Raw genomic sequence first — 24,884 nt, 5'->3', positions numbered from 1 at the left:
GTTACATGGAGCAGAAAAAAACATATTATATATCAATAGGAAATGGTCAAATTTCACAAGTGAAGACGGCGGATACGTATAATTTTGAGATTTCCGCAAGTGATGAGGAAATTACGGAGTTAAGAGAGTACTTTGATCAAGCATATGTAGAGGATTTAGGTTCATTTGTACGTTCTCACGTTCCATTTGTTGAGTATCATCACGATTCAAATAATGACCGATATGATGAACAACTACAAAAAGCATATAAAATGATTTACGATTTAGGAAATCATGAGACGAAAGAATTAGTCGCGCAAATGGGAATAATCAATGGATTATAATTGGATAATATTATGCAGAAAAGCGAGAATATGCTACAATTTGTGGTAGGAAAAACTTGTAACCATCAATAGGGGAGTAATGGCATGTACAAATTTAAAGATTATTACCACAACACTGTACAATTATCGTTTGAACGTTATCCATTTTCTCCTGAGCCAAAGCATGTTTGGGTTGTATGCCGGTATGGGGATCAATGGTTATTAACACATCATTTACGTCGCGGTCTTGAATTTCCAGGTGGTAAAGTGGAACTCGGGGAAACACCGGAAGAAGCGGCAGTTCGAGAGGTTCATGAAGAAACCGGCGGCATAGTTTCTGATTTAACTTACTTAGGACAATATAAAGTATCTGGAAAAGACAAAATAATCATTAAAAACATTTATTTTGCAACAATTAGTGCGGTAGAAGAACATACGCATTACGAAGAAACGAAAGGCTCTGTTTTATTAACAGACATTCCTGACAACATTAAAACGGATAGAAAATTTAGCTTTATAATGCGCGACGATGTATTGGCGCGCACGATGAAACATATAGAAGAAATCGGCTGTTTTACGAAGTAAAGTGGCCGGTTTCTTTTTTTGTGTGTAACAATAAATGTAAATATATCTTTACAATATTTTGGGTATATTATACAATTTTGTAAAGATATATTTACATTTCAGGAGGGGAAAGATGGATAAAAGAAAAGAAACGACTGTTACTGTTTCAATGTTTAAATTAAATTTTTATTCATGTTGTATAGCATTCGCTCTGGCGATTGGAGTTAGTTTTTTACATTCACTTCTTTCAGGCGGGGTTCAATTTGAAATTACGTTACCAACCCTGTTTCTTTTTATTATCGCAATGATTGTTCTTGTTTGTATTCATGAAGCGATACATTTAATAGGATTTCGCTATATCGGAGGTGTTCCGTGGAGTGAACTAAAATGGGGCGTCAATTGGAAATTAGGTGTTGCATATGCGCATTCTAAACAGGCGATTACAGTAAAGCAAATGAAGAAAGTGTTAATCCTGCCGTTTTTACCAACTGGAATTTTGCCAATTGTATTGGGATTAGCTATGAATCTGGAGCCACTCTCATTTTTAGGAATTTTACTAACAGCAGGTTGTATCGGTGATATTGCCCTATATCAAAAGGTTTCAAAGTTTCCAGATGATGCGCAAGTGAAAGATCACCCGAGTAAACCGCAGTTTACAGTATATGAATCATAAAGGAAGAGGAGGCGCTAGAGTAGCGACCTCTTTTTTGTTTGTCAGCTTTTGTCGGTAAGTCGATATATTGCAAAAATCGCCGATATAATTTGAGTTGTGGTCGATATATTTGAAAAATCGCTGATATAATTTTCTAGAGGTTGGTGCCGATCTAAATCGAATAAGACTGCTCGAATCATGAGAAACCTCCTTACAGTTTGTATAATTAAGTATCGCATATTCGTTAGAAATTGATTATGATATTTTGGTAGAATGGAACGACGGAGGTTTATATGAAGAGACTGTATAGCAAGTTAGTAGGGTTTATCGTCGCAATTGGTTTAGTAGCAGGGTGCGATAGTTCTATGAAGAGTGTGAAGGAAAAAGAAATTTGTAAAACAGAAGAAGAATGCGTGGAAATAGGAGATAAGAAACTTCAAAAAGTATATGAAAAAATAGATGGGTTATCTGAGCTTGAAACAGTAGAAGATTATGATATAGAAGAGCATGAAAGTGCGGATATGAAAGAAGCAGAACAGAAAAAAGAAGATGATGAAAATTATTTCTTTTTAGCTTCTTATTATATTGATGGTGATGAAATTGTAGATCCTTATTTTGAGAAATTGGATCGTAAGCGATTGAATAAAGTTTTTGCCGATGACAAAGTGGCAAAAGATGATTTATTAACCCAGCGGGAAGATAGAGGGTATCATGAAGACTTATGGGATATGTACCGCACTCTCATTCCAGCTAAATATCGCGGGAATATAACAGAATTTGATTTAATAACGGACGGTTATGATGGTGTTGTTGCCCACGTTATGCCGAGTATGGAGAATCCGAAAGATTGGACCCTAAGCTTAGATACACTTGATTCTGCGGTAAATATCGATGAAGTGATGAAAACATTAATTCATGAGACGGCTCACGTGTTGACACTCGGACATAAGCAAATACCAGTAGATGAAAAATATTTGAAAGATTTTGACGAAGATAAAGATATTTCAAAGTACAGAAGTAGCTGTGAAACGCTTTTCTTACAAGAGGGGTGTGCGAGGGAGAAATCTTATATTAATCAATTTTATAACTCTTTCTGGAAGGATATTGAGCAGGAGTGGATAGAAAAGAAAGTAGAAGAAAGTGAAGAAACTCAAATTGAATTTTTTAAGGAAAAGCATGAGGAGTTTGTATCACAGTATGGAACGACAAATGTAGCGGAAGATATTGCAGATACGTTTACAGCGTTTATTTTGCAAGATTCCAAAAAGGTGAAAGAAGGATCGGAGTTAAAGTATAAAAAAATCGCGTTCTTCTATCAGTTCCCTGAGCTTGTAAAAATGAGAGCGGAAGTGTTGTCGGGATTATATGATGTTTCGAAAACGATAGAACAGCAAAGTGGACACTAATGCGAGTTATATAATTTAACTAAGAAAACGTAAAGAATTTTAGTTCTTTACGTTTTTCATGTTTATAAAATTGAAAATTCTGTCTTTTTGTTAAAAAGAAGAAGGAACTAGAGCTATAAAATAGAATTAGTATAAAAATGTCACAAATTAGACACAATTATAATGCGCATATTGTAGGGACTAAAAGTTTACTCTCGAGGAGGTAATGAAACGTATGAAAACGATTCTTGCGGTTGCTGGTCTCATTTGGGTAATGTCTCACGGTTTTCCGATTTTTGAAGGAGAGCAAATTCGTAGTGCATTAAATAAAAAGTATGATGATTATCATGTAATAGATCGAAAAGAAAATGTCGTTACAGTACGTGTGAAAGATTGTTTCCATACAGTTACAGTTGCGAATGGCAACGTTACAAATGAAACAAAGATGTGTGATAAAAGGTAAAGAAAGAAGCTGACTATAGTTTATCGTCCTAAGTCAGCTTCTTTTTCGTTTTCCAATTAGAAGTTTTTCAAATGCCTCAACAAACACATACATAAGTGTTGCGAGGACACAGGTGAGTAGTACGCTCAGTAAAACGAGCGTGAAATTAAATACTTGGAATCCGTAGCTAATTAAGTAACCAAGACCTTGTTTAGAGACGAGAAGTTCGCCGAATATAACACCGACCCATGATAACCCAACGTTTACTTTTAACGTTGAAATAATTGCTGGGAAGGATGCAGGGAGAACGACTTGCTTATAACATTGCCATTTATTTGCGCCAAATGTGTCCATCACTTTTATATAGTTAGAATCGACTTCTTGAAATGCGCTGTAAATAACGAGAATGGTAATGATGATGGAAATGATTACTCCCATTGCAATCGACGAAGAAATATTTGGGCCGAAGATTACAATGATAATAGGGCCAAGTGCCACTTTTGGCATGGCGTTTAGGACGACGAGATATGGATCAAGTACGCGGGCGAGAAGGGGGATCCACCAAAGGAAAGTAGCGATAATAGCTCCGAGCACTGTTCCAAGAATGAAGCCTACTCCCGTTTCAAGTAGTGTCGTCCATATGTGGACCCAAAGCGAACCGTCAAGCCATTTACTAAGGAAGAGATCCCAAATGCTTGAAGGAGAGCTAAAGAGTAAAGGATCAATCCACTCTTTTTTGCTAGCTATTTCCCATAGTGCAAAGAAGAGAATGAGCAGTAAAAGTTGTAAAGATCGTGCTAACCATGCGCGCCTACGTTCTTTCTTCCGAAACTGTTCATGTAGTTGCTTTATATTATCCAAGGCGCTCCAGCTCCTTCCATATATCTTGGAAGAGGTTTGGGAAGTCATGGTGGTGGCGTGATTCTAACGGTGATAAGGAACGGATGCTTTCTGGGACGATAAATGTTTTTGCAATTTTCCCGGGATTTGCTTGTAGTAAATAAATACGATCACTCATCGCAATGGCTTCTTCAATATCATGTGTCACGAGTAGTGACGTTTTTTTAAAGTTACGTAATAATGTGAAGACGAGATCTTCTAGTTTCAATTTCGTTTGATAATCGAGCGCCGAGAATGGTTCATCTAGCAATAAAATTTTCGGATCGGTCGCTAACGTTCGAACGAGAGCGGCACGTTGACGCATACCGCCGGATAGTTCACGAGGGTATTGCTCTTCTACATCATGTAGACCGACTTGCTTTAAAAGCTGTAAAGTATGTTCTTTCGTCTGTTCATTGTAAATTTTTCGGGTGTGAAGTCCAAGCATAATATTTTCTTCAATTGTTTTCCAAGGGAACAAGTAATCTTGCTGCAACATGTACCCCATAGATGAGGTTTTCGTTGTAATGGGCTCACCATCTAAAAAGACGATACCTTCAATTGGATCAAGTAGCCCAGCAATAATGGAGAGGAGTGTCGTTTTGCCGCAACCACTTGGACCGAGTATAGAAATAAATTCGCCTTCTTCCACTTGTAAGCTCATATCTTCGAGAATCAGTTTGGCATTCTCTTTTGCGAAAAAGCAGTGAGAAACGTTACGTATTTGTAAAAAACTCATACACTTCGCCTCTATTTCTTAATAACGCTTTCGGCAATTTTTGTATTGACGAGCGCTTCATGTGGAACTTCTTTTTGTAATTCGCCAGCTTCGTTCATAATCGTTTGGAGCTGTTCCCATTCTTCAGCATCTAATAGCGGATTGGTCGCATAAGAATGTTGCTTTTTATACCGTTCAATTACTTTTACTGTAATGTCTTTTGAAGTGTCTTTAAATAATGGAGAAACGGCATTAGCAATCTCTTCTGGACTATGTGTATCAACCCATTGTTGTGCTTTATAGAGAGCACGTGTGAATTTTTCAGCAGCAGCTTTATCTTTCTTTAAGAAACTTTCTTTTGCCATGAATGTTGTATACGGAACAGTACCAGATTCATTTCCGAACGAAGCGACGATATATCCTTTTCCTTCTTTTTCGAATATACTTGCAGTTGGTTCAAAGAGCTGTACAAATTCCCCAGTACCAGATGCAAAGGCATTTGCAATGTTAGCAAATTCGATGTTTTGAACTAAGTTCGTATCTTTATGAGGATTAATACCATTTTTCTTTAAAACGTATTCCCCAACCATTTGCGGCATGCCGCCTTTACGCTGTCCTAAAAACGTAACACCTTTTACGTCATTCCAATTAAAAGAGTCTAATTTTTTACGCGAAACTAAAAATGTTCCGTCTGTTTGTGTAAGTTGTGCGAAGTTAATGACTGGATCTTTTGCACCTTGTTGATGAACGTAAATGGACGTTTCAGAACCGACGAGAGCAATATCAATTCCACCAGATAATAGGGCGGTCATCGTTTTATCTCCGCCAGCTGTTGTTTGGAGGTCAATATTTAATCCTTCATCTTTAAAAAATCCTTTTTCAATCCCGACATATAACGGGGCATAGAAGAGAGAATGGGTAACTTCGCCGATGCGAATGTTTTGCGTTTCTTCTTTCGTACCTTCTTTTTTACTGCTGCAAGCAGCAAATGTGAAAACAGCTAGTAACATGATACAAAAAACAGCTATTAATTTTTTCACTATATGACACCTCCTAGAAGTCACTCTACAAGCATGATATGTAGGTAAGTGCCCATATGTGAGTGTAGATAGCAGGAATTTTTTTGGTGATAAAGAAGTACAAATATAAGGGGTGATAAAATGGAGTACGAATATGATGATAGCGTACATTTACATCTTGATTATTTCGGAACAGAATGTGATATGGAATCGATTGCTTATAAAAGGAAGAATGAAGACGTATGGGATGTGTATTTTAATTTTGGGGCATATGGTCTTCAGAAAGATGAGGTCGAGACAGGTAGATTTATGGACGAATATGCTGGTCATTACGTTTTTTCTGTACATGCTCGTGATCTTAGTTGGGAATTTGGAAGTGCTCAGTTTGAAGAGTGGGTTTTGAGGAATCAAATAGTAGAAAAATCGCTGCAAAAATAGGGAGGAATTTTGTGGTCGATTTTCTCATTTTATTGTTCATTTTCGTAGTCGGATTTTTTATTATGCAAGTACTCGTTTACCGATTTGCAAAGAAAAACATCCAAAAATATACAAAGAAAAAATGGATTCATATGTGGCTAGAGATGAATATGAAAAAGGGCCCAAGATTAGACCTTTTTGATTTTGTAGTTATCGTATTTGTATGTATTATATGGAAGGTATGGATGTATTCTCTTCTATAATAAATATGTCCATGTCTGTTAAAATGAAGGAGAACCTGTCATTGTTGGTAGGTTCTTTTCTTATGGTAATATTTTCATGAATCATAGTTTGTTTATTATGCTACTAGAATATAGAAGAGATGAAGAAGTTGTATTTTTTAAGGGGAAATTAAGGATACATGTGTATATTACAAGCACATAGGGAGACTAGCTGCATACAAATATGTTATTTTGTATATGACAATATGTTTGTGGATGCGAGACGAAGGGGTAAAGGAAAGAGGGAATAAATTGCGTTTTAATGTTTTTACACAGCGACGAAGAAGAGATGAATTTCATTTTAGTTTTTCGGCTCAGCAACCGAGAAATAATCTATTAATTTCTATCATTCTTAGTGGAATGTGGGCGATCTGTTTAGAAACGCTATTGTTTGTTATGTTAAGGTCTTTCGAATTTGAGAGAGCTAAAGATTTTTTCAATGGAACAATACAGCTAAGTATACTCATTATTATTTTGTGGGGTGTACTACTGTACATCATTCATTTAAATAAAGGTATTGGTCATAAGCTTAGGCCGGCTATTCGAGTTTATGTCGTATTATTTTTAATTGCTCATACAATGAATTGGATGTATATCATAGTGCAGGAAGATATGAGTCTTATAGCAGTAAATGCATGGGTGTATTTACAATATGGCCAGTATATATTAAGCCTGCTATTTATTTATATGGTATACGTTTTTGCATATAATTTGCTTGGAAGAGTTTTCTTAAGTACAACGATAACTAGCTTAGTTTTAATTATTTTTGTGATGGTGAATCATTTTAAGCTCATTTTTAGAGGAGAACCATTTTATCCGTCTGATTTCACACAGGTTGGTCATATGGATTCCGTTATACCAATGGTTATGGATTATTTCAGTTTTAGGACTATTTCTTTTACAATAATTAGCATTGTTTTGATTGTGTTTGTAGTTATGTATATACGAAAGTATATTCCAGTTATAAAATCACATATTATTATGAGGGTTATTTTCATATGTGGCTCTGCGTTTATGTTGTATGCATATAGTAACTATCCTACTACCTTTATGAATAATATATTTACAAAATCTGGGGTAGACATCCGTGCGTGGAATCAAGCTACAAATTATAAGGTGAATGGTTTTGTTATTGGATTTTTAAGTAACTTAGATACGACAGTTATTAAAGAGCCAGAGAAGTATTCAAAGGAAAATATGCAGCAAATTGCAAAAGATATAGAAAAACAATATGGCGGTAAAGTAAAAGCGCAAAAAAAAGCAGAGAAGCCGAACATTATATTTATTATGAGTGAAGCATTCTGGGATCCGACAAAATTAGCGAATCTTTCATTTAGCGAAGATCCAGTGCCGAATTTACATCATTATACAGAGAATTTCCCAGGGGGACAAACGATAGCTCCTACATTTGGAGGGAATACAGCAAATACAGAATTTGAAGCATTAACGAGTTACTCGATGAGTCTTTTAATGCCGGGTTCTATACCATATCAACAAGCTATCCCAAGTCAGAAAGAAGTTCCATCTATTGCCAGTGAGTTGAAGAAACAAGGGTATTATGCAAGTGCGATTCATGCTTTTAATCGATCGTTTTATAAACGAGAAGATGTATATAAAACATTGGGATTTGATAATTTTAATGCAGAAGACACGATGAAAAATAAAGAAGTAGTGGGAGACAATATTGGTGATTTATCTATGAGTAAAGAAATCATAGATGAATTAAAGAAGAGAAAACAACCTACGTTTATTCATGCAGTGACGATGCAAAATCATTTTCCATATACGCCAAATATGTTTGGAGAAAATAAAGTAGAGATTAGTGGATTAACAGAAGAGGAATCAAAGGCAGAGTTAGAAGCATATACAGAAGGGGTAAGATTGTCTGATGAAGCGTTGCAATATTTAATCGAGCAGCTTGAAGATTTAGACAGGCCTACTTTATTAGTCTTCTTTGGAGACCATTTGCCTATGTTAGGAACTAATAAGTCTATTTATAAAGAAGCAGGATATATAGAAAATGAAGAGACAGTAAGAGAAAGATTACTTATGTCAGAAACGCCATTGTTAATGTACGCAAATTTCGATTTGCCAAATGACAATTTAGGTTTAGTAAGCCCGATTTATTTTTCTAGTCTTGTTTTTGATTATGCAGGATTAAATCAGTCACCATTTTATCAATTTTTATCGGAAATGCATAAAGAAATACCAGTTCTTAGAGATGAGTTAAAGGTTAATAAAGATGGAGAAGAGATAACAGATTTAACAAAGAAACAAAAAGAAATGTTAGAGCAATATAAAATGATCCAATATGATTTACTTGCTGGAAAGCAGTATAGTAAAGATATACTTTTTAAATAGAACAAACAAAAAGAACTTGTATAACAATACAAGTTCTTTTTTATAGTATTTAACGGGGTAACCAGACAAGCTGGGTTTAGGGAGTATTACCTGTACATTTAGTATAAATGATAATGTAATCGTTTTATTAATTGATTTGTGAGAAATATGTGAATTTTATTCTTTTCAAAAACTACGTTCCTATCAAAACGATTTGGCATAAATTTTTATGAATGCAAAAACTTTATAAGTTCTGCATTTAATTCATCCGCTTGATCAATTGGAGAGCCGTGACCGCTATTTGTAAGAGGGTGTAACTGAGAATTTTTAATCCGTTTTTGCGTGAGTTCAGCGCTTTTGTATGGGATAAGTTGATCGTGAACACCGTGGAATATTTTTGTTGGGACGTTAATTTTATTTAAATCTTTCGTTACATCTTCATTTGCGGCAGCTTGCAATATTTTGATGAGAGCGTAGGAAGCAGACTGCATACCGAGATAAGAAAACCATTCTAACGTGGCAGATCCTAAGTTTCTATTAAAAAATGATAAAGATACATCATTTAAAAATTTTGGCATATTGGCATACATTTGATTAATGAGGGTATCTGCTTGTTCTTTTGGGACACCATAGGGAGATTCTTCATTTTTAACGAAAGAGGGGGAAACAGCATCGACTAATACAAGTTTAGAAATACGATGACCATTGTAGCGAGACATGTACCGAATAGAAAGAGCGCCACCTACTGAAAAACCGACTAATGTAGCATTTTCTACTTGAAGTGCTTCTAGGACAATGGCGATATCGTCTGCTAAACGATCGTATGTGTAACCAGTCCATGGTTTATCAGATTGCCCGTTTCCGCGTATATCCATAGCGATGCAGCGGAAGCCATGCTGTGGTAACACATTGAGTTGATATTGGTACATTTGATGATTTAAAGGCCAGCCATGGACGAAGAACACGGTTTTACTACCTGGCCCGGGATTAACGTCTTGCACAAAAATATGCACATCTTTCTCGACAGTAACAAACATACATTATCCCCCTATCCTATTCATATGCTCTATCCCAAAAGCGTTGTTTCGTCATAGCTTTAATGAATTCGTTTGCAAGTTGCGTAGGATTTTGTTCTATTAAGACACCAGGCTTTCCTTTAATATTTAAAGATTGAATAACAGTAGATCCATTTTGGAAGGCACCAATTGGCTTAAAATGATTATATGATTCTACGACAAATGAACTCGCTTTATTAAGAAACTGTTCATCAAGGTTTCCACCAATAAGAAGTAGCCCGTCATAAAGAAGTGAGGATCCTGTTAAAAAAGTATCATTCACGTCCCAACGTACATTTTGCGTTCCTTGCACGATACCTAATCGTTCGGAAACAATCACTGGCTGTAACCCAACTTGTTTCAATTGATTTAGTATATATTGCGCGTTTTGTCCGTCATATCCATTTGCAACAATGACACCTACTCGTAATGTATTAGGACTAAATGTCGTATTTGCCATACTGAGTGCTGGCGATGATTTCGTAACGTTCGATTCTTGCATGTTTGGGATTTTTGCTCCGACCGCTTCAGCGACTAACGTAGCTAATTCAGTACTAATATGCCCAATCATATTTACGACTTGTTGACGGACCGATTTACTTTTTACTTTTCCTAATTCAAAGGAGAAGGCTTGCATAATATGAACCTTTTCAACGTTACTCATACTATTCCAAAATAAACGTGCTTGAGAGAAATGATCTTTGAAACTGGCGGCTGTTTCTCTCGTTTTATGTCCTGATACAGTGGAAGGATATGTAACGAATCCACCCTTTGTACCGGGGACTGTGTAAGGAGTGTTATTTGCTAAGGAATTATTATGGTAAGCGATTTTTCCTTTATCAATTATATATTTAGAGGCACCATCTCTTTGGTTGTTATGAAATGGGCATACCGGACGGTTAATCGGTAATTCTTGATAATTGGTACCGACGCGTGCCAATTGAGTGTCTGTATAAGAAAAGAGCCTACCTTGTAAGAGCGGATCATTGGTAAAATCAATACCACGGATGATACTTCCAGGATGAAGTGCGACTTGTTCCGTTTCAGCGAATACATTCTCGACGTTGCGATTTAATGTCATTTTTCCAATGATTTTAACGGGGAAATCTTCTTCAGGCCAAATTTTCGTCGCATCTAATATATCGAAATCGTATTTAAATTCATCCTCTTCTTCTAAAATTTGAATACCAAGTTCGTACTCAGGATAGTTTCCGGCATTAATATTTTCCCATAAGTCACGACGATGGTAATCTGGATCAGCGCCGCCTAATTTTTGAGCTTCATCCCAAATTAATGAATGAATACCAAGTTTCGGCTTCCAGTGAAATTTTACGAATCGAGACTTTCCATTTTTATTCACTAAGCGGAATGTGTGAACGCCAAACCCTTGCATCATTCGAAAGCTTCTTGGAATGGCACGATCAGACATAATCCACATCATCATCGCAGCAGATTCTTGATTATTGGCGATGAAGTCCCAAAATGTATCATGTGCTGTTTGTCCCTGTGGAATCTCATTGTGCGGCTCTGGTTTAAGGGCGTGAATAAGATCAGGGAATTTAATGCCATCTTGAATGAAGAAAATGGGAATATTGTTTCCGACTAAATCAAAATTTCCTTCTTCTGTATAAAATTTAACGGCGAACCCTCGTACATCTCGATTTGTTTCATTCGCCCCCTTTGATCCAGCAACTTCAGAGAAGCGAACAAAAAGGGGTGTTTTTTTTGAAGGGTCTTGTAAAAAGTGGGCCATTGTTAGCTCTTCTAAAGATTCATATAGCTCGAATATACCATGTGCACCGTATCCACGTGCGTGAACGACTCTTTCAGGAATTCGTTCACGGTCAAAATGAGCAAGCTTTTCTCGCATTAGGAAATCTTCTAGAAGGGTAGGGCCACGATCACCAACGGTTAAAGAGTTTTCATCATTTGAAATTGTAACACCTGTATTTGTCGTCATTTTCTTGCCTTCATTCTCACGGGTGAAGGCTTCCATTTGTTCTGTTTTTTTATTTTTTTTGCCGTCCATATAAAACACCCCCCATAATATACGTATTATTGTTTATAGCTTTTATGCTTATATATCGTCTGAAGATGCTTTGCTTTATTGGGATGATTTCCCTCAAATGTTCGATTTATCTTTGTTTGTCTATGAAAATCATTTATTATAATAAATGGTATTCTTCGAGATATTATTTTGAAGGGGTGTTGAAGTGAAAGGAAGTTTTCTATCATATAAAGAAGAAGAAAGGAATGCAAAAATTTTTTTATGGGTGCTATATGTCATTGTTGTTTCATACCAAATTTTCTACGCAATCGTATTAGAGAACAAATCGCTAACGGATAAGGGACATAGCATACTATGGCAAGTTATTTGCGGAATTGCAATACTCGGTGTGAATGTATATTTAATAAAAAAAGAGAAAGCGAACCTTGTTAAATATACATGTGCATTTGCATACATAGGAATAGAAATCGTTAATATACTTTCGTATATGCTTTATAATGAGGCGGCATTTGATGGAGTAAATATAATAGAAATTATTTTCATCTTCTTTGTACCTATATTTTTAAATGAAAAATATTTTGTGTTTGTACTTTCGACTATTGTAGGGAAATATGTTATTTATTTATTTGTATTAAAGGAAGTAAAAGGATTTATGTTCCTCATTATGTATACACTCGTATTAATAGCGGCATACATTATTTTAAATCGATTTATACAATACCTTTCAGCGGTAAAGGAAAGTATTAAGATTGCTAGTGAATCACAAAAATTAGCAGTAATCGGAAAAATGGCAGCGACTGTAGGACATGAAATTAAAAATCCACTTGCTTCATTAAAGGGGTTTACGCAATTACAACGAGAGAAGCATGGGGAAGATCCTGTTTATAAACAGATGATTTTTGAAATAGAAAATATGAATAATATGATAAGTGAGTTGATGGAAGTTGCTACGTGTAAACCTTCTATTTACGAGAAGCATAATATAGGAGAAATTACATTACAAGCAGTAACGATTGTTCGCGAAAAAATGAATGAATCCAACATTCAGCTTGTTTCTAATATGGAAGAAAAGATGTTAGAAGTTGAATGTGATGAGCGGAAAATAAGAGGAGTCTTGCTATATGTCATAAACAATGCTCTGGAGGCAATGGAGCAAGATGGCACTTTAGATGTAAGATTAGAAAATAAAGGGCAAGATTATGTAATGCTAAGTGTAATTGATAATGGTTACGGTATTAAGAAGGAAAATTTAGCGCGTGTTAAAGAGGCTTTTTATACAACGAAACAAGATAAAATTGGCCTAGGACTTACGGTAGCAGATCGAATTGTCAACGAACACCTTGGTAAGTTACATATTTCAAGTGAAAGAGATAAGGGAACGAGAATAGATATTATTCTTCCAAAAAAGTGTGGAAATAATGAAATACAAGTGGGAGAAAAGCTAGGAGTTACCATATGAATAAAGGTTATATATTTAAAAATGAAGAAATAAAGGCACTGAAAATATATTTAAGTTTATTTTTTATTATATTTTTTGTATACGATCTTGCCTACGAATTTATTGTACCTTTAATAGGAGGAGAGCAAGTAGGAGTAGGAGAATTTGAAGATGGTTTAGGTTTATGGCTCTATTTTCTGATGGTGATCTTATTTTTCATTGGAATATACTTTATGAAATGTAAAAATCCATTTGCAGTGAAATATATTATTCTAATTGGATATAACCTATTAGATTTTATCCATAATTTTATGATTTACTACGGTAGTGATGCTGAGTTTGATGGTGGAAATATAGTAGAAGGATTTTTTATTTTATTTGCCCCACTCTTTGTGAATAAAAGATATTTTTGGTTAGTTCCGAGCATACTTGTTGGGAAATACGCTCTTATAGGAATCATTATTCAATCGTCACTCGTTATAATCCCAATGGCATTATATAGCGTATTTACTATCATATGTTGGATTATGTTTTTGAGATTTCAGTCTTACGTTCGTACGCTTGAGATGATGGATAAAGAAATAGAACAAACAGAAAAGCTAGCAACTGTTGGGAAAATGGCAACGGTTATTGGTTACAAAATTAGAAGACCTCTAGCTAATTTGGATAAATTTGTGAATAAGCAAGCGATTAAATATCCAGAGGATAAAATATATAGTGATATTATGAAACAAGAAGTAGAACGAATTCATACAATCGCTACAGAACTTAGTGGATTTGAGAAATCTAAATCAATAGAATCAGAAGTTCATAGTATAGAAGAAATTATCGCTTATGTTATCCGAGTTATGGGGAAGCCTGCTTTAAAGCAAGGAGTGCACATACAAGGTATTTATAGTAAAGATATACCATCGATTACATGTGATGAAAAACGATTAAAACAAGTATTTTTTAATTTAATTAAAAATGCGATTGAAGCAATGTCAGTTGGCGGAACGATTACGATTAAAGTGACTGTAGAAGATGCAATCATTGTTCGAGTTAAGGATGAAGGATGCGGTATCCCAAAAGACAAAATTCCGAAGCTAAATGAAGCTTTTTACACAACGAAAGAAACGGGAACAGGTTTAGGTTTAGTAGTCACAGAAAAAATTATTAAAGACCACAATGGTAAAATGAGTTTTGAAAGTGAAGTTGGGGTTGGAACGACGGTGAAGGTTATATTGCCGATTCGTTGAATGTAAAAAACATCACTTTTGACTAAGTTATGTTTTTTTATCAGATTAGATTCATAATGATAGGATGGAAATCAATGAAGAAGAAATGAATAAAGATAATAAAGCGACTCCAAACATTTCTGTAACAGAGGACCGAATTGTAAAGGTTGAAAGAGTGAAATCAGTAATTATACCGGTGACTGGTATGTAGTTACTCAAATAAAAAAAGCTGGAGAGTACAAATTTGTACCAACAGTGAAGTTTGAAGGGAAAGAAATCTCCATTTTGAGATTTCTTTTTTATTTTGCTACGTATAAGTAAATGATGAGTAGAAATGGAGGAAACTTCAGTTAGTTAAAAGTTTACTTTGTTTCATATGTGTTTTTATAAATATATAAATTTACCCTTGAAAAGTATTAAATAAGCGTATATACTAAAAAATGTATTTAGAGGTAAAGTTATGAATTTTACGATGAATATTGTTTATATTAATAAAATTCAAAAAGATATTTCCTTTTTGGAATTTTAATAGTATAATGAAAACAAGATAGTAAAATAATAGGATATAATTGGCACACTATTCGAAAGGATAGGTCGCAAAGCTTAAGAGTCTAAGGTAATGAAAGTTACTATGATAGTCTGGTTGCAGTTTGGATTTTCCCCCATCTTGTTATGGAGGAAAATCCAAGAAGCAACCAGATTTTTTATTTTTCAAGAAAATGGTTATACTACAATAGGATATAATTGGCACACTATTCGAAAGAGTAGGTCGCAAAGCTAAGAGTCTAAGGTAATAAATATTACTATGATAGTCTGGTTGCAGTTTAGATTTTCACACATGTTGTAATGTATGAAAATCTAAGAGGCAACCAGGCTTTTTGTTTTCTAAAAAGCAAGCAAGGTGTAGAAAAATAAAATAAATAGGCACACTATTCGAAAGGGTAGGCCGCAAAGCTAAGAGTCTAAGGTAATAAATATTACTATGATAGTCTGGTTGCGATTTGGTTGTTCGCACATATTGTGATGTGTGAAAACCGAAGAAGCAACCAGGCTTTTTGTTTTCTAAAAAGCAAGCCAGGTGTAGAAAAATAAAATAAATGGGCACACTATTCGAAAGGATAGGCCGCAAAGCTAAGAGTCTAAGGTAATAAATATTACTATGATAGTCTGGTTGCAATTTGGATGTTCGCACATATTGTGATGTGTGAAAACCGAAGAAGCAACCAGGCTTTTTGTTTTTTGTGAGGATAGATTTTAAACATATATAGCTGCACGAACTGATGACTGATTATTTTTTATATTTAGATAAACAAGAGAGGAGGAATCTTAATGAAGAAGCGGATAGGGAATTTTGGACGTATACTTCTCGCAGGAGGAATACTTTTCACACAAATTGGTGTGTTAGATTACTCCGCAACAAAGGTTTACGCGGTTACAAATGATGAACAAGGAAGATTTGTTGTTCATATGGATAAACAACAAATAAAAGTTGATGAAAACGTAGTATTAAAGATTATGAATACAAATAAACAAGATACTAACATTGAACTTAAATTATCTGAAGGACAACTCTTCAGTGAAGAAGAAACGAAAAAAATGAACGAAAACAATAAGGCGATTAAAAACATTTCTGTAACAGAGGATCGAATTGTACAGATTGAAAAAAACGAGAACAGTGATTACATGGGTGACGTATATGTCGTTATTCAAGTGAAACAAGCTGGAGAGTATACATTTGAACCAACAGTGAAACTTGAAGATAAGGAAAAGAAGATTGAATCTACTTTACTGCATGTCATTGAGAATAAGCAAAATTCAAAAGCTGTTGTTCCTGAAAGTGATAAGAAATCTTCAGAAGAAACTGAGAAACAAGAAGTAAACAAAACAGAGAAAGTATTAGAAGAAAATAAAAAACAAGAAATAGAATCAAAGAATGCTGAAGTTCCAAAAGAAACGGAGCATGTAGAAACAGAAAAGGCTAACGAAGAACAATTACAAAAAGAAAATGTAAAAGAGGACAATAAGCAAAACGAAAATAGTGGGAAATTATCTGCTATTCAGCCTGAGAAGCTATTAAAAGACCAATCGCTACTAGCTGCTGGCCCGATTACAAGTATTCTTAAGTATCCAGACGTAAAGGTAATCAATAATAGAACTGGTGAGGGACCTTCTATCCCAGGTAAATATGCTTTTAGATTTGTTTGGAGTCCACAAGTAACATATGAGGTAAAAGGTAGTACCAACGATAGATATGGTCAAAGCCAATACAGGTTTAGAAATTCAAGTAGAGAACAATATGTATTAGTTAAAAGGGCTGGTGAATATCAAGGGAAATGGATTGATGTACGTATTAATATTCACTCCATGACAGCTTCATCAGTAGATGTTAAAACACCGACAACTAAATCGGAAGCAAAAAACTTCTTACAATTATATGGAAATGGAAAAAGTGGTCAAACGTATAAAGCGTCCTTTGAATTCTATGAGCATGGAACCAGTAAAAAAGTACCACTAACGGCAATGTGGAATTTTAAAAGGGTCAATAGTTATAAAAATGTAACTTTACGTAATGATGGTAATCATTTAACGAATTTATATGTGTATGATACGAGTTCAATTAGATATCAGGATCGAGGAAACAATAAAATAGAGTTTTCTGGTACTGCTGGTCCAGTAGCTACCCCAGAGGCAGACATGACAATTACATTTGATGATTTAACAGAATTACCGCTTGAAGTGAAATTAAACGCTGGTGGTGTTAACTTATCATATGATCAATTAGCAATCGCACAAATCGAAATTCCAGCTCCAAGTGTCATAGGAGATGTTGTGGAAGATAATTCTCGGCAGTTATCTTATAAGGTATATCAAAACATGCCTGCCCAGTCTAAGAGTATTCATTATGCAAAATCTTTCGTATTAGAAAGTGAAGTAAATAAAGATTTTACTGTCAATAATGTGTCCATTCAAGATGTAGAGAGTGGAGATGATGTAAGTAGCTTCTTTGATATTAGTACGAGAAACAATAAAGTCATTGCAACTGCGAAAGCAAATGCACTAAAAACAGAAGAATTCAATGGGAATATTTATGAGATGACCATTACAGGTTCCCCTGTAGCAGGAGCCAATGTAATGAAGTATTACAAAAACGGTTACCTTGAAATACCAGTATTTGCTCAAAACTATTTAGATGGTGATAAGAATGGACAAGAGAGTAATCGAGATGGTATTGCAAAAATAAGATACAAAGGTATACCAACTGGTAAACCAGTCCCGCAAAAAGTAGTGCAAGGAACAGATTTAACGAAGATGGACATTACAAAATTTGTGACAGACTTATCTGTAGATACAAATTTAGATGTTGATAAACCGATATCAGTAGTTAAATTAACGAACGTTCCAGATACGAAAAAGTTAGGGAATCATACTGTGACAGTTGTAATTGAGACGAAACAAGGTGTACAAGCGGAAATTCAAGTTCCGGTTACTGTCGTGGATGGGACTTTAAAGTTAATTGATGTACCACAGGAAATTTCTTTTGGAGATTTAACAATTCCATCTAAGCCAACGACATACGCACCGAAGTCCATTTCGAACCCTTTAAAAGTAACCGATGAACGCGCTCAAAAACAAAAATGGAGTGTATATGTAAAAGAGATTACACCTCTTACTTCAGAGCAAAACGATAAATTAACAGGTGCATTAGTGTATAAGAAAAATGGGAAAGACACACCGTTAAGTAGTTCTAATATAGAAGCACTCTCTTATACTGCTAAAAATGATGAGGAAGTGGCGTTAAATTGGAAAGAAAATGAAGGTGTTCATTTACAAGTTAAGCCAGGACCGAACGTAAAAGCAAATACAAAATATGCTGGAAAGTTAGAATGGACTTTAACTGACGCTCCTCTCTAAAAAATATATGAAATATATAAATTTTAGAAAGGAGGAAGGTAAATGAAAAAAATAGCTTCTTGTATAGCTATCACATTCATATGCACACCAATCATACTGTTAAGTGCAGCACATGCTTCGAGTTTGAATTCGAAGGCAAGTATTACATTTTCAAATAGTTATACACCAGTTACATCAACTGATCCGACAGAGACAAAAATAAAAAAAGAGACAGTTGATAAAAATGGTACTCGTATTATAAAAGAAAAAGATAAAAATGGAGATAAATATTTACCGAAAACTGGAGGCCAGACACGGGACTTTACACCATATATTGGGTTGTTTTCAATCATATTATCTCTATATGCATTCAAAAGAATTAGGGAAAAGCAAGTGTATTCGAAATAGAAAATAGATAAAAATATAAAAATAGATAAAAAGGGGAAGGTACATATGAAACTAGCAAAATTAGCACTAATCGGAGCGGTAACATTATCAACGGTATCGGTAGGAACATCAGCATTTGCAGAAGAGAAAGCAAATATGAAATCAAAAACAGATGTTACATTTATTGAAGATACAAGCACAACAGATCCGAATAACCCAGAAAATCCAAATGAAAAAATTACACCAGAGAAACCAGAAGAGCATGAAGAAGGAACGGCTGGTCCATTAAGCATTAACTACGTTTCTAACTTACACTTCGGTGAGAATGTGATTTCTGGTAATGACCAAACTTACTTCGCGAAATTAGATACAGTAAAACAAGGCGACAAGCTGATTAAAGTTCCTAACTTCGTATCTGTAACGGATAAACGTGGTACGAATGCTGGTTGGAAGTTAAAAGTAAAACAAGATGATCAATTTAAAAGCGGTACGAATGTATTAACGAATGCGGCATTAACGTTAAGTAATCCAGTTGTAAACTCTGTAACAGATAAAGCATACGCGCCTACACCGTTTGCTGGTTCTGTCACTTTAAATCCTGGTGGAGATGCAGTTGAAATTACAACTGCAGCAAAAGATAAAGGTATGGGAGACTGGACAACTGCATTTGGTAAAGGTGAAAAACAAGGTGAAGAGAGTGTTAGCTTATTCGTACCAGGTACAACTGCGAAAGTGAAAGATGCAAAATACGCAGCGACATTAACTTGGACGTTAGAAGATACACCTAACTAAACTACTTTAAGTTTGAATATTATGAATAAACGAATATTAAAATAAAAAACAAAGGGGCATATAAACTATGAAACTAGCAAAATTAGCATTAATCGGAGCGGTAACATTATCAACGGTATCAGTAGGAACATCAGCATTCGCAGCTGAAAAAGATGGCGGGAAATTAGATTCAAAGGCATTCATTAAGTTCGAAAAAAATACGGATGAGGTTAACGTTGTTAACCCAGAAAACCCAGATGAAGTAGTAGAACCAATCGATCCAAACACAAAAGGTACAAATGGTCCGTTAAGTATCGATTACGTTTCTAACTTCAACTTTGCAATGAAAAAAGCATCAGGTAATAACGAAACATACTATGCAGAATTAGATAAAGTAAAGAAAAAAGCGGATGGCTCAGTAATTGACGTACCAAACTACGTGCAAGTAACAGATAACCGTGGTACAAATGCAGGATGGCACTTAACGGTAAAACAAAATGGTCAATTTAAAACTGCAGACGATAAAGCATTAGATGGTGCAGCGTTAACGTTAAAAAATTCAACTTTAAAATCAGCTGCAGGTAGTGATGCACCAACAGCAGCACAATCTATTACATTAAATCCAAATGGTGATGCATCTGACTTAATTGATGCTAAAGTAGATCAAGGTATGGGTACATGGGTAAATGCATTCGGTAAAGATGCAGTAGAAGCGAAGAAAAGTGTAGAGTTATCTGTGCCAGGTAAAACGAAAAAAGAACAAGCAGAATACACAACTTCACTAACTTGGGAACTAACAGACGCTCCTATGTAAGGTAGCGAAAGTTTATGATAAAATAGGAATATAAGAAGAGATAAGGGAATGTATTTCACCTTATCTCTTTCTTGTCTATAAAATGAGTATGAAGGGGACTACATAAGAGATGACAAAAAAAATATTTACTAGCTTATTATTAATTGCGTTCTTTATGGTAAACAATTTTTCAGTATATGCTGCAGAAATGAAGTTTGCGGTGACGGCAATTATACCAGAAAATCAAATTGATAAAAATCAAACGTATTTTGATTTGAAAATGCAACCAGGACAAAAGCAAACGATTCAAGTACAAATGAAAAACGATACGAATAAAGAAGTTGTTGTAGAAGCATTTGCGAATACAGCAATTACTAATAGCAATGGAATTACAGATTATAGTACAGTAGAACCAAAAATGGATTCTACAATAAAATATCCATTCTCTAAAATTGCTAAAATGCCTAAAGAAACGAAAGTACCGGCAAATAGTACGGTTACAGTTGATGTGAATTTAGAAATGCCAAGCGAGTCGTTTGATGGCGTTATTTTAGGTGGTTTATACTTTAAAGAAAAAGAAGATGAAGCTGCTAAGAATAAACAAGAAGGCGTACAAATTGAAAATAAATATGCATATGCAATCGGTGTTGTTTTACGAGAGACAGATGCTGAAGTAAAACCAGATATGAAATTAAACGAAGTGAAGCCAACACAAATAAATGGACGTAACGTTGTAACAGCGAATTTACAAAACGTAAAACCAGCAATGTTAAAGAATTTAAGTGTTGATGCAAAAGTATATAAAGAAAAAGGGAAAGACGTTTTATTTGAAACGAAAAAAGAAAATTTAAGAATGGCACCAAACTCAAACTTCGATTACGCTATTAGCTGGGAAAACAAAGCGTTTGATCCAGGAATGTACCGAGTAGAAATAAAAGCTACTGATGGTGATCAAAAATGGGAATGGAAGAAGAACTTTACAATTGAAGGAAAGACAGCGGATAAACTAAATGATTCGGCTGTAGAAGCGAAAAAGGATTATACGCTATATTACATTATTGGTGGAGTTCTTTTAGTAGTCTTACTACTCGTTCTTGTATTTTTCTTAGGAAGACGTTCTAACAAAGAGAAAAATAACGAAAAATAATAATATATTGATAGTATGAAAAAATGGATATACTTCCATAAAATGAAAAACAATAAACTCGTCTGTTATTTTTTAAAATTTATTTGTATTTCTATTTGTTGGCCCCAATTATTGGGGTCTTTTTTTATAAACAAAAATAGGGGAGAAGAATTAGATAGGTTCGAGCCCCACCCCTCTTGTGGTAGTGAAGTAACGTCTATATCAAAATTAATGTCTCTTTCACTAAATATTCATAGGCAGAGTGTGACACACCGTGGAGTAATGCTTCTATTTCTTTTAATGTACTTTTTATTTGTTTATACTAAAATACGAAGCAGATAGGAAACAAATAAAGCCTAAAATCCAACCAATAGAAGGAGAATAGGGAAGTATATGTTGTAATACTATTCCGCTAGAAATAAAAAAGCTACCGAGTAGACCTAAGAAGATGGGGTATCGCAGTGATTTAAACATGAGTGATATGACCTCCTTTATAACATACATTGTATATTAGTCTTAATTTTCTGTATATAATTTTAGAGAAAAATGGTGGTACAATATAGGAAGGATACGAGAAGAGAGGATGAAGATTAACGTATGTACGTTACTGTAACAGAAGCAGCATATAAAAAGATTATGGATACGATTCCGAATGAAGCAAAATATATAAAGTTATTTTACGATAATGAAGGTTGCGGTTGTGTAATGAGCGGAATTATCGATTTAGTAGCTGTAGCAGAAAAAGATGAGCGCGATGTAGATATCGAATCTAGCACAATGAACTTTATCGCAGATCGCACAAAGCTTGTATTTATGGATGATAAGTTAACAGTTGATTGGCATGAAAGTGGAGGAACTTTTCAGCTGAAGAGCCCGAGCCAATTTTATAATCCGAATATGAAGTTACACGTTCGAGTGTAAGTAAGGAAAGGTGGTTCCAAAATGTATTTTGGAACCACCTTTTTTATTGTATAAGTCGATATATTAGGGGAATCGCTGATATAATGCGAGTTGCGCCGATATATTAGGGGAATCGCTGATATAATTTCATGTACCAAAAAAAGAGAACCTCTCCAGACGATACAAAGATTTTTTCACATAATGAAATGTACATATGATTGAATTTTCTGTATAATCTTATTGCGGAGGGGATACGCATGAGAAAATGGGGGATGGAGTTATTAATTTTAAGTGTCGTTATTATTTGGGGGATTAATTTTACGATTGCGAAATATGGACTTTTAGAATTTACAGCCATTGAGTTTACTGCGCTTCGAATGATATCGGCGGCACCGCTTATGTTACTCCTTACATTTTTTATTGAAAAGTCGGTTCATATGGAGCGAAAGGATATACCTAGATTAATCATCGTTAGCGTTGTAGGTATTGTACTGTATCAAACATTATTTATGGAAACTGTCAAATATACATCCGCTACAAATGCCTCTTTACTCATTTCTATTTCACCTATTTTTACAACTGTATTTGCGATCTTCTTAAAACAAGAAAAGTTTTCTTCTCGAAAGCTCATCGGCTCTATCATTGCCTTTGGCGGTGCAGCGTTAGTTTTAGTAGCAGGACATTCACTTGCTAGTTCTATTTACGGAAATGGAATTGGGCTCATTACATCGATATGCTGGGGGCTTTATCCTGTTTTAGCGGGACCATTAATTAAAAAGTATTCAGCACTACGTGTTACCGCATGGTCAGCATTAGTTGGCGCGATTCCGCTTCTATTGTTAAGTGGACCACATGTATTTATAATGCCATTTCAGATTACACACGGAATGACACTATTCGCTTTACTATATTCTATTTTCTTTGTAACAGTATTTGGTTTAGTGATGTGGTATGTTGGTATTCAAAAAATTGGAGCGTCACATACGATGGTATACATGTATATAACACCGCTTGTAGCTGTTTTATTTGCAGCTATTTGGGCAAATGAATATGTATCTTTTCAACAAATAATCGGTGGAATTATTATTTTCTTCGGTCTATGGTTTGTGAAATCAGAGAAAATAAAAGTGCATTCTATTACGGAGGAACCTATATCAAAATAGGAAAACAGATCACCTATGGTCTGCTTTCCTATTTTTTTATTTTTGGTAAGAAGACGAGAAATAAGATAGCAGTAATAAGTGGAATTAAGTTTAAAAATGGAATACGGAAAAGTGTGATAAGAATAATACCTGGAAGAAGAACACCGAGGACAGCGTAGAAAATACTATGATTTTTCGTGTACCAATACAATGAAAGTCCAATAAGTGCAGGGATAATGAGGTGAATGAGAGCCATTAAAAAATAAATCATTAGACGCCCCCTTTATTTGTGTACTTATTACATCATATCCGTATGTTCATAGATTGATATCATTTTTTTTATAAATGGACGAAAAATGTTTGGAAAAACGTCACAAATTATGAGGATATGATGTTTGAAATCTTGTATAATATTATTTCCTAAAAATATTTAAACAACATAAACGTACTGTTTATGTTGTTTTTAATTTGAGTGAAATGGATGTAAGTAGTATAAACTGGAAAGAAATTTTTTTGTTGGATAGATAAAAATTACTGAAGAGGAGAACAGCATGATTAGTATGTCATTAAGGTCGTTTAAGATTCAATCGTATTATATACTAGGTATTCTTTTGCTAGGCTGGATGGTAACACCGTTTTCAGCACATTTTCTAGGTGCAGGAATTGGACTTATTGTAAGTATGTATTGTGTTTGGCTTTTAGGGAGACGAATTGAGAAGCTTGGAGATAGTATCGTAAAGAAAACGAAAGCACCGACGCTCGGTATGTTTAACCGTTTTGCTGCTGCTATTTTGGGTGCTATTATTATGTACGAAATTGAGCACCATATGGTTATGTGGGCATTTGCAGTAGGGATTCTGGGTGGCTATTTCTTAATCGTTGTGAATTTAGGCTACTATAGTATGAAAGATGAGGAAGAATTAACGAAGAACTAAAAAGATAAAAAGATAAAAAGATAAAAAGATGAAAAGCCTCTTTTTAGATGGAATAGAGGATCCAGCGAAGGACAGAAGCGGTCAGAACCTTTTTTAGCCCCATGCGGTGTGAAACCAGAGGGATGTAGTGAGTAGAGATATAATTTATATGTTCGAAGCCGTGATTTGTATGTGTGAAAATTCAAGTATATAAATTGAAAGTTGCTTTACTATGGAATAGAG

Annotated in this window: 25 protein-coding genes, 2 pseudogenes and 4 riboswitches; of the genes and pseudogenes, 19 read left to right on the top strand and 8 right to left on the bottom strand. The window is 34.8% G+C overall.

What is annotated here, in order from left to right:
• Window positions 1-5: 5 nt before the first annotated feature.
• The 5 genes from ACTFOB_RS25810 to ACTFOB_RS25790 all read left to right on the top strand — a co-directional run bounded on the left by ACTFOB_RS25810 (window position 6) and on the right by ACTFOB_RS25790 (window position 3,366).
• Window positions 6-323, top strand: coding sequence for a hypothetical protein (locus tag ACTFOB_RS25810; RefSeq protein ID WP_000435821.1), 318 nt, complete (start codon window positions 6-8; stop codon window positions 321-323).
• Window positions 324-407: 84 nt separating this feature from the next.
• On the top strand, window positions 408-887 hold the full coding sequence (mutTA, locus tag ACTFOB_RS25805; RefSeq protein ID WP_000276386.1) for an antimutator 8-oxo-(dGTP/GTP)ase: 480 nt from the start codon (window positions 408-410) through the stop codon (window positions 885-887).
• A gap of 112 nt (window positions 888-999) precedes the next feature.
• A complete protein-coding gene (locus tag ACTFOB_RS25800; RefSeq protein ID WP_440030006.1) occupies window positions 1,000-1,539 on the top strand; it encodes a DUF3267 domain-containing protein in 540 nt (179 codons plus the stop codon).
• Between the two features lie 272 nt (window positions 1,540-1,811).
• On the top strand, window positions 1,812-2,924 hold the full coding sequence (locus tag ACTFOB_RS25795) for a recombinase family protein (RefSeq protein WP_440030005.1): 1,113 nt from the start codon (window positions 1,812-1,814) through the stop codon (window positions 2,922-2,924).
• Window positions 2,925-3,138: 214 nt separating this feature from the next.
• Window positions 3,139-3,366 (top strand): hypothetical protein, encoded by a 228-nt coding sequence (locus ACTFOB_RS25790; protein ID WP_000849119.1) that lies wholly within the window; start codon window positions 3,139-3,141, stop codon window positions 3,364-3,366.
• A gap of 33 nt (window positions 3,367-3,399) precedes the next feature.
• Here the strand turns inward: ACTFOB_RS25790 and ACTFOB_RS25785 are convergent, their stop codons facing one another.
• The 3 genes from ACTFOB_RS25785 to ACTFOB_RS25775 are packed head-to-tail and all read right to left on the bottom strand — an operon-like array spanning window position 3,400 to window position 5,982.
• The gene (locus tag ACTFOB_RS25785; RefSeq protein ID WP_076540968.1) at window positions 3,400-4,206 is read right to left on the bottom strand and encodes an ABC transporter permease; all 807 of its coding nucleotides are present in this window, start codon (window positions 4,204-4,206) and stop codon (window positions 3,400-3,402) included.
• Complete coding sequence (locus ACTFOB_RS25780) at window positions 4,199-4,963, bottom strand: ABC transporter ATP-binding protein (protein ID WP_440030002.1); 765 nt, start codon at window positions 4,961-4,963, stop codon at window positions 4,199-4,201. The genes ACTFOB_RS25785 and ACTFOB_RS25780 overlap by 8 nt, the downstream gene beginning before the upstream one ends.
• An 11-nt stretch (window positions 4,964-4,974) precedes the next feature.
• Window positions 4,975-5,982 (bottom strand): ABC transporter substrate-binding protein, encoded by a 1,008-nt coding sequence (locus ACTFOB_RS25775; protein ID WP_440030001.1) that lies wholly within the window; start codon window positions 5,980-5,982, stop codon window positions 4,975-4,977.
• 120 nt (window positions 5,983-6,102) lie between these two features.
• On the opposite strand from ACTFOB_RS25775, the gene ACTFOB_RS25770 reads away from it, so the two are divergent.
• From ACTFOB_RS25770 to ACTFOB_RS25760, 3 genes are all read left to right on the top strand, one after another.
• Window positions 6,103-6,399: a DUF3986 family protein gene (locus tag ACTFOB_RS25770; RefSeq protein WP_440029999.1), complete on the top strand. Its 297-nt coding sequence runs from the start codon at window positions 6,103-6,105 to the stop codon at window positions 6,397-6,399.
• 11 nt (window positions 6,400-6,410) lie between these two features.
• On the top strand, window positions 6,411-6,641 hold the full coding sequence (locus tag ACTFOB_RS25765) for a hypothetical protein (protein ID WP_440029998.1): 231 nt from the start codon (window positions 6,411-6,413) through the stop codon (window positions 6,639-6,641).
• 234 nt (window positions 6,642-6,875) lie between these two features.
• A complete protein-coding gene (locus ACTFOB_RS25760; protein ID WP_440030027.1) occupies window positions 6,876-9,020 on the top strand; it encodes an LTA synthase family protein in 2,145 nt (714 codons plus the stop codon).
• 206 nt (window positions 9,021-9,226) lie between these two features.
• Here the strand turns inward: ACTFOB_RS25760 and ACTFOB_RS25755 are convergent, their stop codons facing one another.
• Complete coding sequence (locus ACTFOB_RS25755) at window positions 9,227-10,036, bottom strand: alpha/beta fold hydrolase (RefSeq protein WP_440029996.1); 810 nt, start codon at window positions 10,034-10,036, stop codon at window positions 9,227-9,229.
• A 16-nt stretch (window positions 10,037-10,052) separates the two neighbouring features.
• A complete protein-coding gene (locus tag ACTFOB_RS25750; protein ID WP_440029994.1) occupies window positions 10,053-12,083 on the bottom strand; it encodes a catalase in 2,031 nt (676 codons plus the stop codon).
• A 184-nt stretch (window positions 12,084-12,267) separates the two neighbouring features.
• Here ACTFOB_RS25750 and ACTFOB_RS25745 point away from each other — a divergent pair, with 184 nt between their 5' ends.
• The 8 genes and pseudogenes from ACTFOB_RS25745 to ACTFOB_RS25710 all read left to right on the top strand — a co-directional run bounded on the left by ACTFOB_RS25745 (window position 12,268) and on the right by ACTFOB_RS25710 (window position 21,706).
• Window positions 12,268-13,521: an ATP-binding protein gene (locus tag ACTFOB_RS25745; RefSeq protein WP_440029992.1), complete on the top strand. Its 1,254-nt coding sequence runs from the start codon at window positions 12,268-12,270 to the stop codon at window positions 13,519-13,521.
• Window positions 13,518-14,738 (top strand): ATP-binding protein, encoded by a 1,221-nt coding sequence (locus tag ACTFOB_RS25740; RefSeq protein WP_440029989.1) that lies wholly within the window; start codon window positions 13,518-13,520, stop codon window positions 14,736-14,738. Before ACTFOB_RS25745 ends, ACTFOB_RS25740 begins: the two co-directional genes overlap by 4 nt.
• A 73-nt stretch (window positions 14,739-14,811) precedes the next feature.
• Window positions 14,812-15,002 (top strand): annotated as a pseudogene (locus tag ACTFOB_RS25735) (hypothetical protein); the annotation flags it as partial.
• Between the two features lie 276 nt (window positions 15,003-15,278).
• A riboswitch (cyclic di-GMP riboswitch) is annotated at window positions 15,279-15,368 on the top strand.
• Between the two features lie 85 nt (window positions 15,369-15,453).
• A riboswitch (cyclic di-GMP riboswitch) is annotated at window positions 15,454-15,542 on the top strand.
• Window positions 15,543-15,630: 88 nt separating this feature from the next.
• Window positions 15,631-15,719, top strand: a riboswitch (cyclic di-GMP riboswitch).
• An 88-nt stretch (window positions 15,720-15,807) separates the two neighbouring features.
• Window positions 15,808-15,896, top strand: a riboswitch (cyclic di-GMP riboswitch).
• Between the two features lie 150 nt (window positions 15,897-16,046).
• Window positions 16,047-18,629 carry a WxL domain-containing protein gene (locus ACTFOB_RS25730; protein WP_440029987.1) on the top strand — a complete coding sequence of 861 codons (2,583 nt, stop codon included), beginning with the start codon at window positions 16,047-16,049 and terminating at the stop codon, window positions 18,627-18,629.
• Between the two features lie 42 nt (window positions 18,630-18,671).
• Window positions 18,672-19,016 (top strand): LPXTG cell wall anchor domain-containing protein, encoded by a 345-nt coding sequence (locus ACTFOB_RS25725; RefSeq protein WP_440029985.1) that lies wholly within the window; start codon window positions 18,672-18,674, stop codon window positions 19,014-19,016.
• Between the two features lie 45 nt (window positions 19,017-19,061).
• Window positions 19,062-19,787 (top strand): WxL domain-containing protein, encoded by a 726-nt coding sequence (locus tag ACTFOB_RS25720; protein WP_440029984.1) that lies wholly within the window; start codon window positions 19,062-19,064, stop codon window positions 19,785-19,787.
• 67 nt (window positions 19,788-19,854) lie between these two features.
• Window positions 19,855-20,580, top strand: coding sequence for a WxL domain-containing protein (locus tag ACTFOB_RS25715; protein WP_440029982.1), 726 nt, complete (start codon window positions 19,855-19,857; stop codon window positions 20,578-20,580).
• Between the two features lie 109 nt (window positions 20,581-20,689).
• Window positions 20,690-21,706: a DUF916 and DUF3324 domain-containing protein gene (locus tag ACTFOB_RS25710; protein ID WP_440029981.1), complete on the top strand. Its 1,017-nt coding sequence runs from the start codon at window positions 20,690-20,692 to the stop codon at window positions 21,704-21,706.
• A gap of 167 nt (window positions 21,707-21,873) precedes the next feature.
• Here the strand turns inward: ACTFOB_RS25710 and ACTFOB_RS25705 are convergent.
• Both ACTFOB_RS25705 and ACTFOB_RS25700 read right to left on the bottom strand, forming a co-directional pair.
• A pseudogene (locus tag ACTFOB_RS25705) lies at window positions 21,874-22,007 on the bottom strand (Nif3-like dinuclear metal center hexameric protein); the annotation flags it as partial.
• On the bottom strand, window positions 21,995-22,189 hold the full coding sequence (locus tag ACTFOB_RS25700) for a hypothetical protein (RefSeq protein WP_440029979.1): 195 nt from the start codon (window positions 22,187-22,189) through the stop codon (window positions 21,995-21,997). The pseudogene ACTFOB_RS25705 and the gene ACTFOB_RS25700, both read right to left, overlap by 13 nt.
• Before the next feature lie 93 nt (window positions 22,190-22,282).
• Between ACTFOB_RS25700 and ACTFOB_RS25695 the strand changes: the two genes are divergently transcribed.
• On the top strand, window positions 22,283-22,606 hold the full coding sequence (locus tag ACTFOB_RS25695) for an iron-sulfur cluster biosynthesis family protein (protein ID WP_151631652.1): 324 nt from the start codon (window positions 22,283-22,285) through the stop codon (window positions 22,604-22,606).
• 236 nt (window positions 22,607-22,842) lie between these two features.
• Window positions 22,843-23,748: a DMT family transporter gene (locus ACTFOB_RS25690; RefSeq protein WP_440029977.1), complete on the top strand. Its 906-nt coding sequence runs from the start codon at window positions 22,843-22,845 to the stop codon at window positions 23,746-23,748.
• Window positions 23,749-23,776: 28 nt separating this feature from the next.
• Here the strand turns inward: ACTFOB_RS25690 and ACTFOB_RS25685 are convergent, their stop codons facing one another.
• Window positions 23,777-23,998, bottom strand: coding sequence for a hypothetical protein (locus ACTFOB_RS25685; protein WP_000639043.1), 222 nt, complete (start codon window positions 23,996-23,998; stop codon window positions 23,777-23,779).
• Between the two features lie 280 nt (window positions 23,999-24,278).
• Between ACTFOB_RS25685 and ACTFOB_RS25680 the strand changes: the two genes are divergently transcribed.
• On the top strand, window positions 24,279-24,662 hold the full coding sequence (locus tag ACTFOB_RS25680; RefSeq protein ID WP_440029974.1) for an ATP synthase subunit I: 384 nt from the start codon (window positions 24,279-24,281) through the stop codon (window positions 24,660-24,662).
• Window positions 24,663-24,884: the final 222 nt, after the last annotated feature.

It is taken from the genome of Bacillus cereus group sp. MYBK79-1, assembly GCF_051915365.1.
In the GTDB taxonomy this organism is placed as follows: Bacteria; Bacillota; Bacilli; order Bacillales; family Bacillaceae_G; genus Bacillus_A.
This window is presented reverse-complemented; position numbering and strand designations above follow the sequence as displayed.

What these genes read in the sequence shown, in the direction of transcription:
- ACTFOB_RS25755 (WP_440029996.1), bottom strand. Translation starts at nt 10,036, where the DNA reads ATGTTTGTTACTGTCGAGAAAGATGTGCATATTTTTGTGCAAGACGTT.
- ACTFOB_RS25715 (WP_440029982.1), top strand. Translation starts at nt 19,855, where the DNA reads ATGAAACTAGCAAAATTAGCATTAATCGGAGCGGTAACATTATCAACG.
- ACTFOB_RS25725 (WP_440029985.1), top strand. Translation starts at nt 18,672, where the DNA reads ATGAAAAAAATAGCTTCTTGTATAGCTATCACATTCATATGCACACCA.
- ACTFOB_RS25795 (WP_440030005.1), top strand. Translation starts at nt 1,812, where the DNA reads ATGAAGAGACTGTATAGCAAGTTAGTAGGGTTTATCGTCGCAATTGGT.
- ACTFOB_RS25685 (WP_000639043.1), bottom strand. Translation starts at nt 23,998, where the DNA reads ATGATTTATTTTTTAATGGCTCTCATTCACCTCATTATCCCTGCACTT.
- ACTFOB_RS25790 (WP_000849119.1), top strand. Translation starts at nt 3,139, where the DNA reads ATGAAAACGATTCTTGCGGTTGCTGGTCTCATTTGGGTAATGTCTCAC.
- ACTFOB_RS25690 (WP_440029977.1), top strand. Translation starts at nt 22,843, where the DNA reads ATGAGAAAATGGGGGATGGAGTTATTAATTTTAAGTGTCGTTATTATT.
- ACTFOB_RS25740 (WP_440029989.1), top strand. Translation starts at nt 13,518, where the DNA reads ATGAATAAAGGTTATATATTTAAAAATGAAGAAATAAAGGCACTGAAA.
- ACTFOB_RS25695 (WP_151631652.1), top strand. Translation starts at nt 22,283, where the DNA reads ATGTACGTTACTGTAACAGAAGCAGCATATAAAAAGATTATGGATACG.
- ACTFOB_RS25810 (WP_000435821.1), top strand. Translation starts at nt 6, where the DNA reads ATGGAGCAGAAAAAAACATATTATATATCAATAGGAAATGGTCAAATT.
- ACTFOB_RS25720 (WP_440029984.1), top strand. Translation starts at nt 19,062, where the DNA reads ATGAAACTAGCAAAATTAGCACTAATCGGAGCGGTAACATTATCAACG.
- ACTFOB_RS25700 (WP_440029979.1), bottom strand. Translation starts at nt 22,189, where the DNA reads ATGTATGTTATAAAGGAGGTCATATCACTCATGTTTAAATCACTGCGA.
- ACTFOB_RS25710 (WP_440029981.1), top strand. Translation starts at nt 20,690, where the DNA reads ATGACAAAAAAAATATTTACTAGCTTATTATTAATTGCGTTCTTTATG.
- ACTFOB_RS25760 (WP_440030027.1), top strand. Translation starts at nt 6,876, where the DNA reads ATGCGAGACGAAGGGGTAAAGGAAAGAGGGAATAAATTGCGTTTTAAT.
- ACTFOB_RS25750 (WP_440029994.1), bottom strand. Translation starts at nt 12,083, where the DNA reads ATGGACGGCAAAAAAAATAAAAAAACAGAACAAATGGAAGCCTTCACC.
- ACTFOB_RS25800 (WP_440030006.1), top strand. Translation starts at nt 1,000, where the DNA reads ATGGATAAAAGAAAAGAAACGACTGTTACTGTTTCAATGTTTAAATTA.
- mutTA (WP_000276386.1), top strand. Translation starts at nt 408, where the DNA reads ATGTACAAATTTAAAGATTATTACCACAACACTGTACAATTATCGTTT.
- ACTFOB_RS25730 (WP_440029987.1), top strand. Translation starts at nt 16,047, where the DNA reads ATGAAGAAGCGGATAGGGAATTTTGGACGTATACTTCTCGCAGGAGGA.
- ACTFOB_RS25680 (WP_440029974.1), top strand. Translation starts at nt 24,279, where the DNA reads ATGATTAGTATGTCATTAAGGTCGTTTAAGATTCAATCGTATTATATA.
- ACTFOB_RS25780 (WP_440030002.1), bottom strand. Translation starts at nt 4,963, where the DNA reads ATGAGTTTTTTACAAATACGTAACGTTTCTCACTGCTTTTTCGCAAAA.
- ACTFOB_RS25770 (WP_440029999.1), top strand. Translation starts at nt 6,103, where the DNA reads ATGGAGTACGAATATGATGATAGCGTACATTTACATCTTGATTATTTC.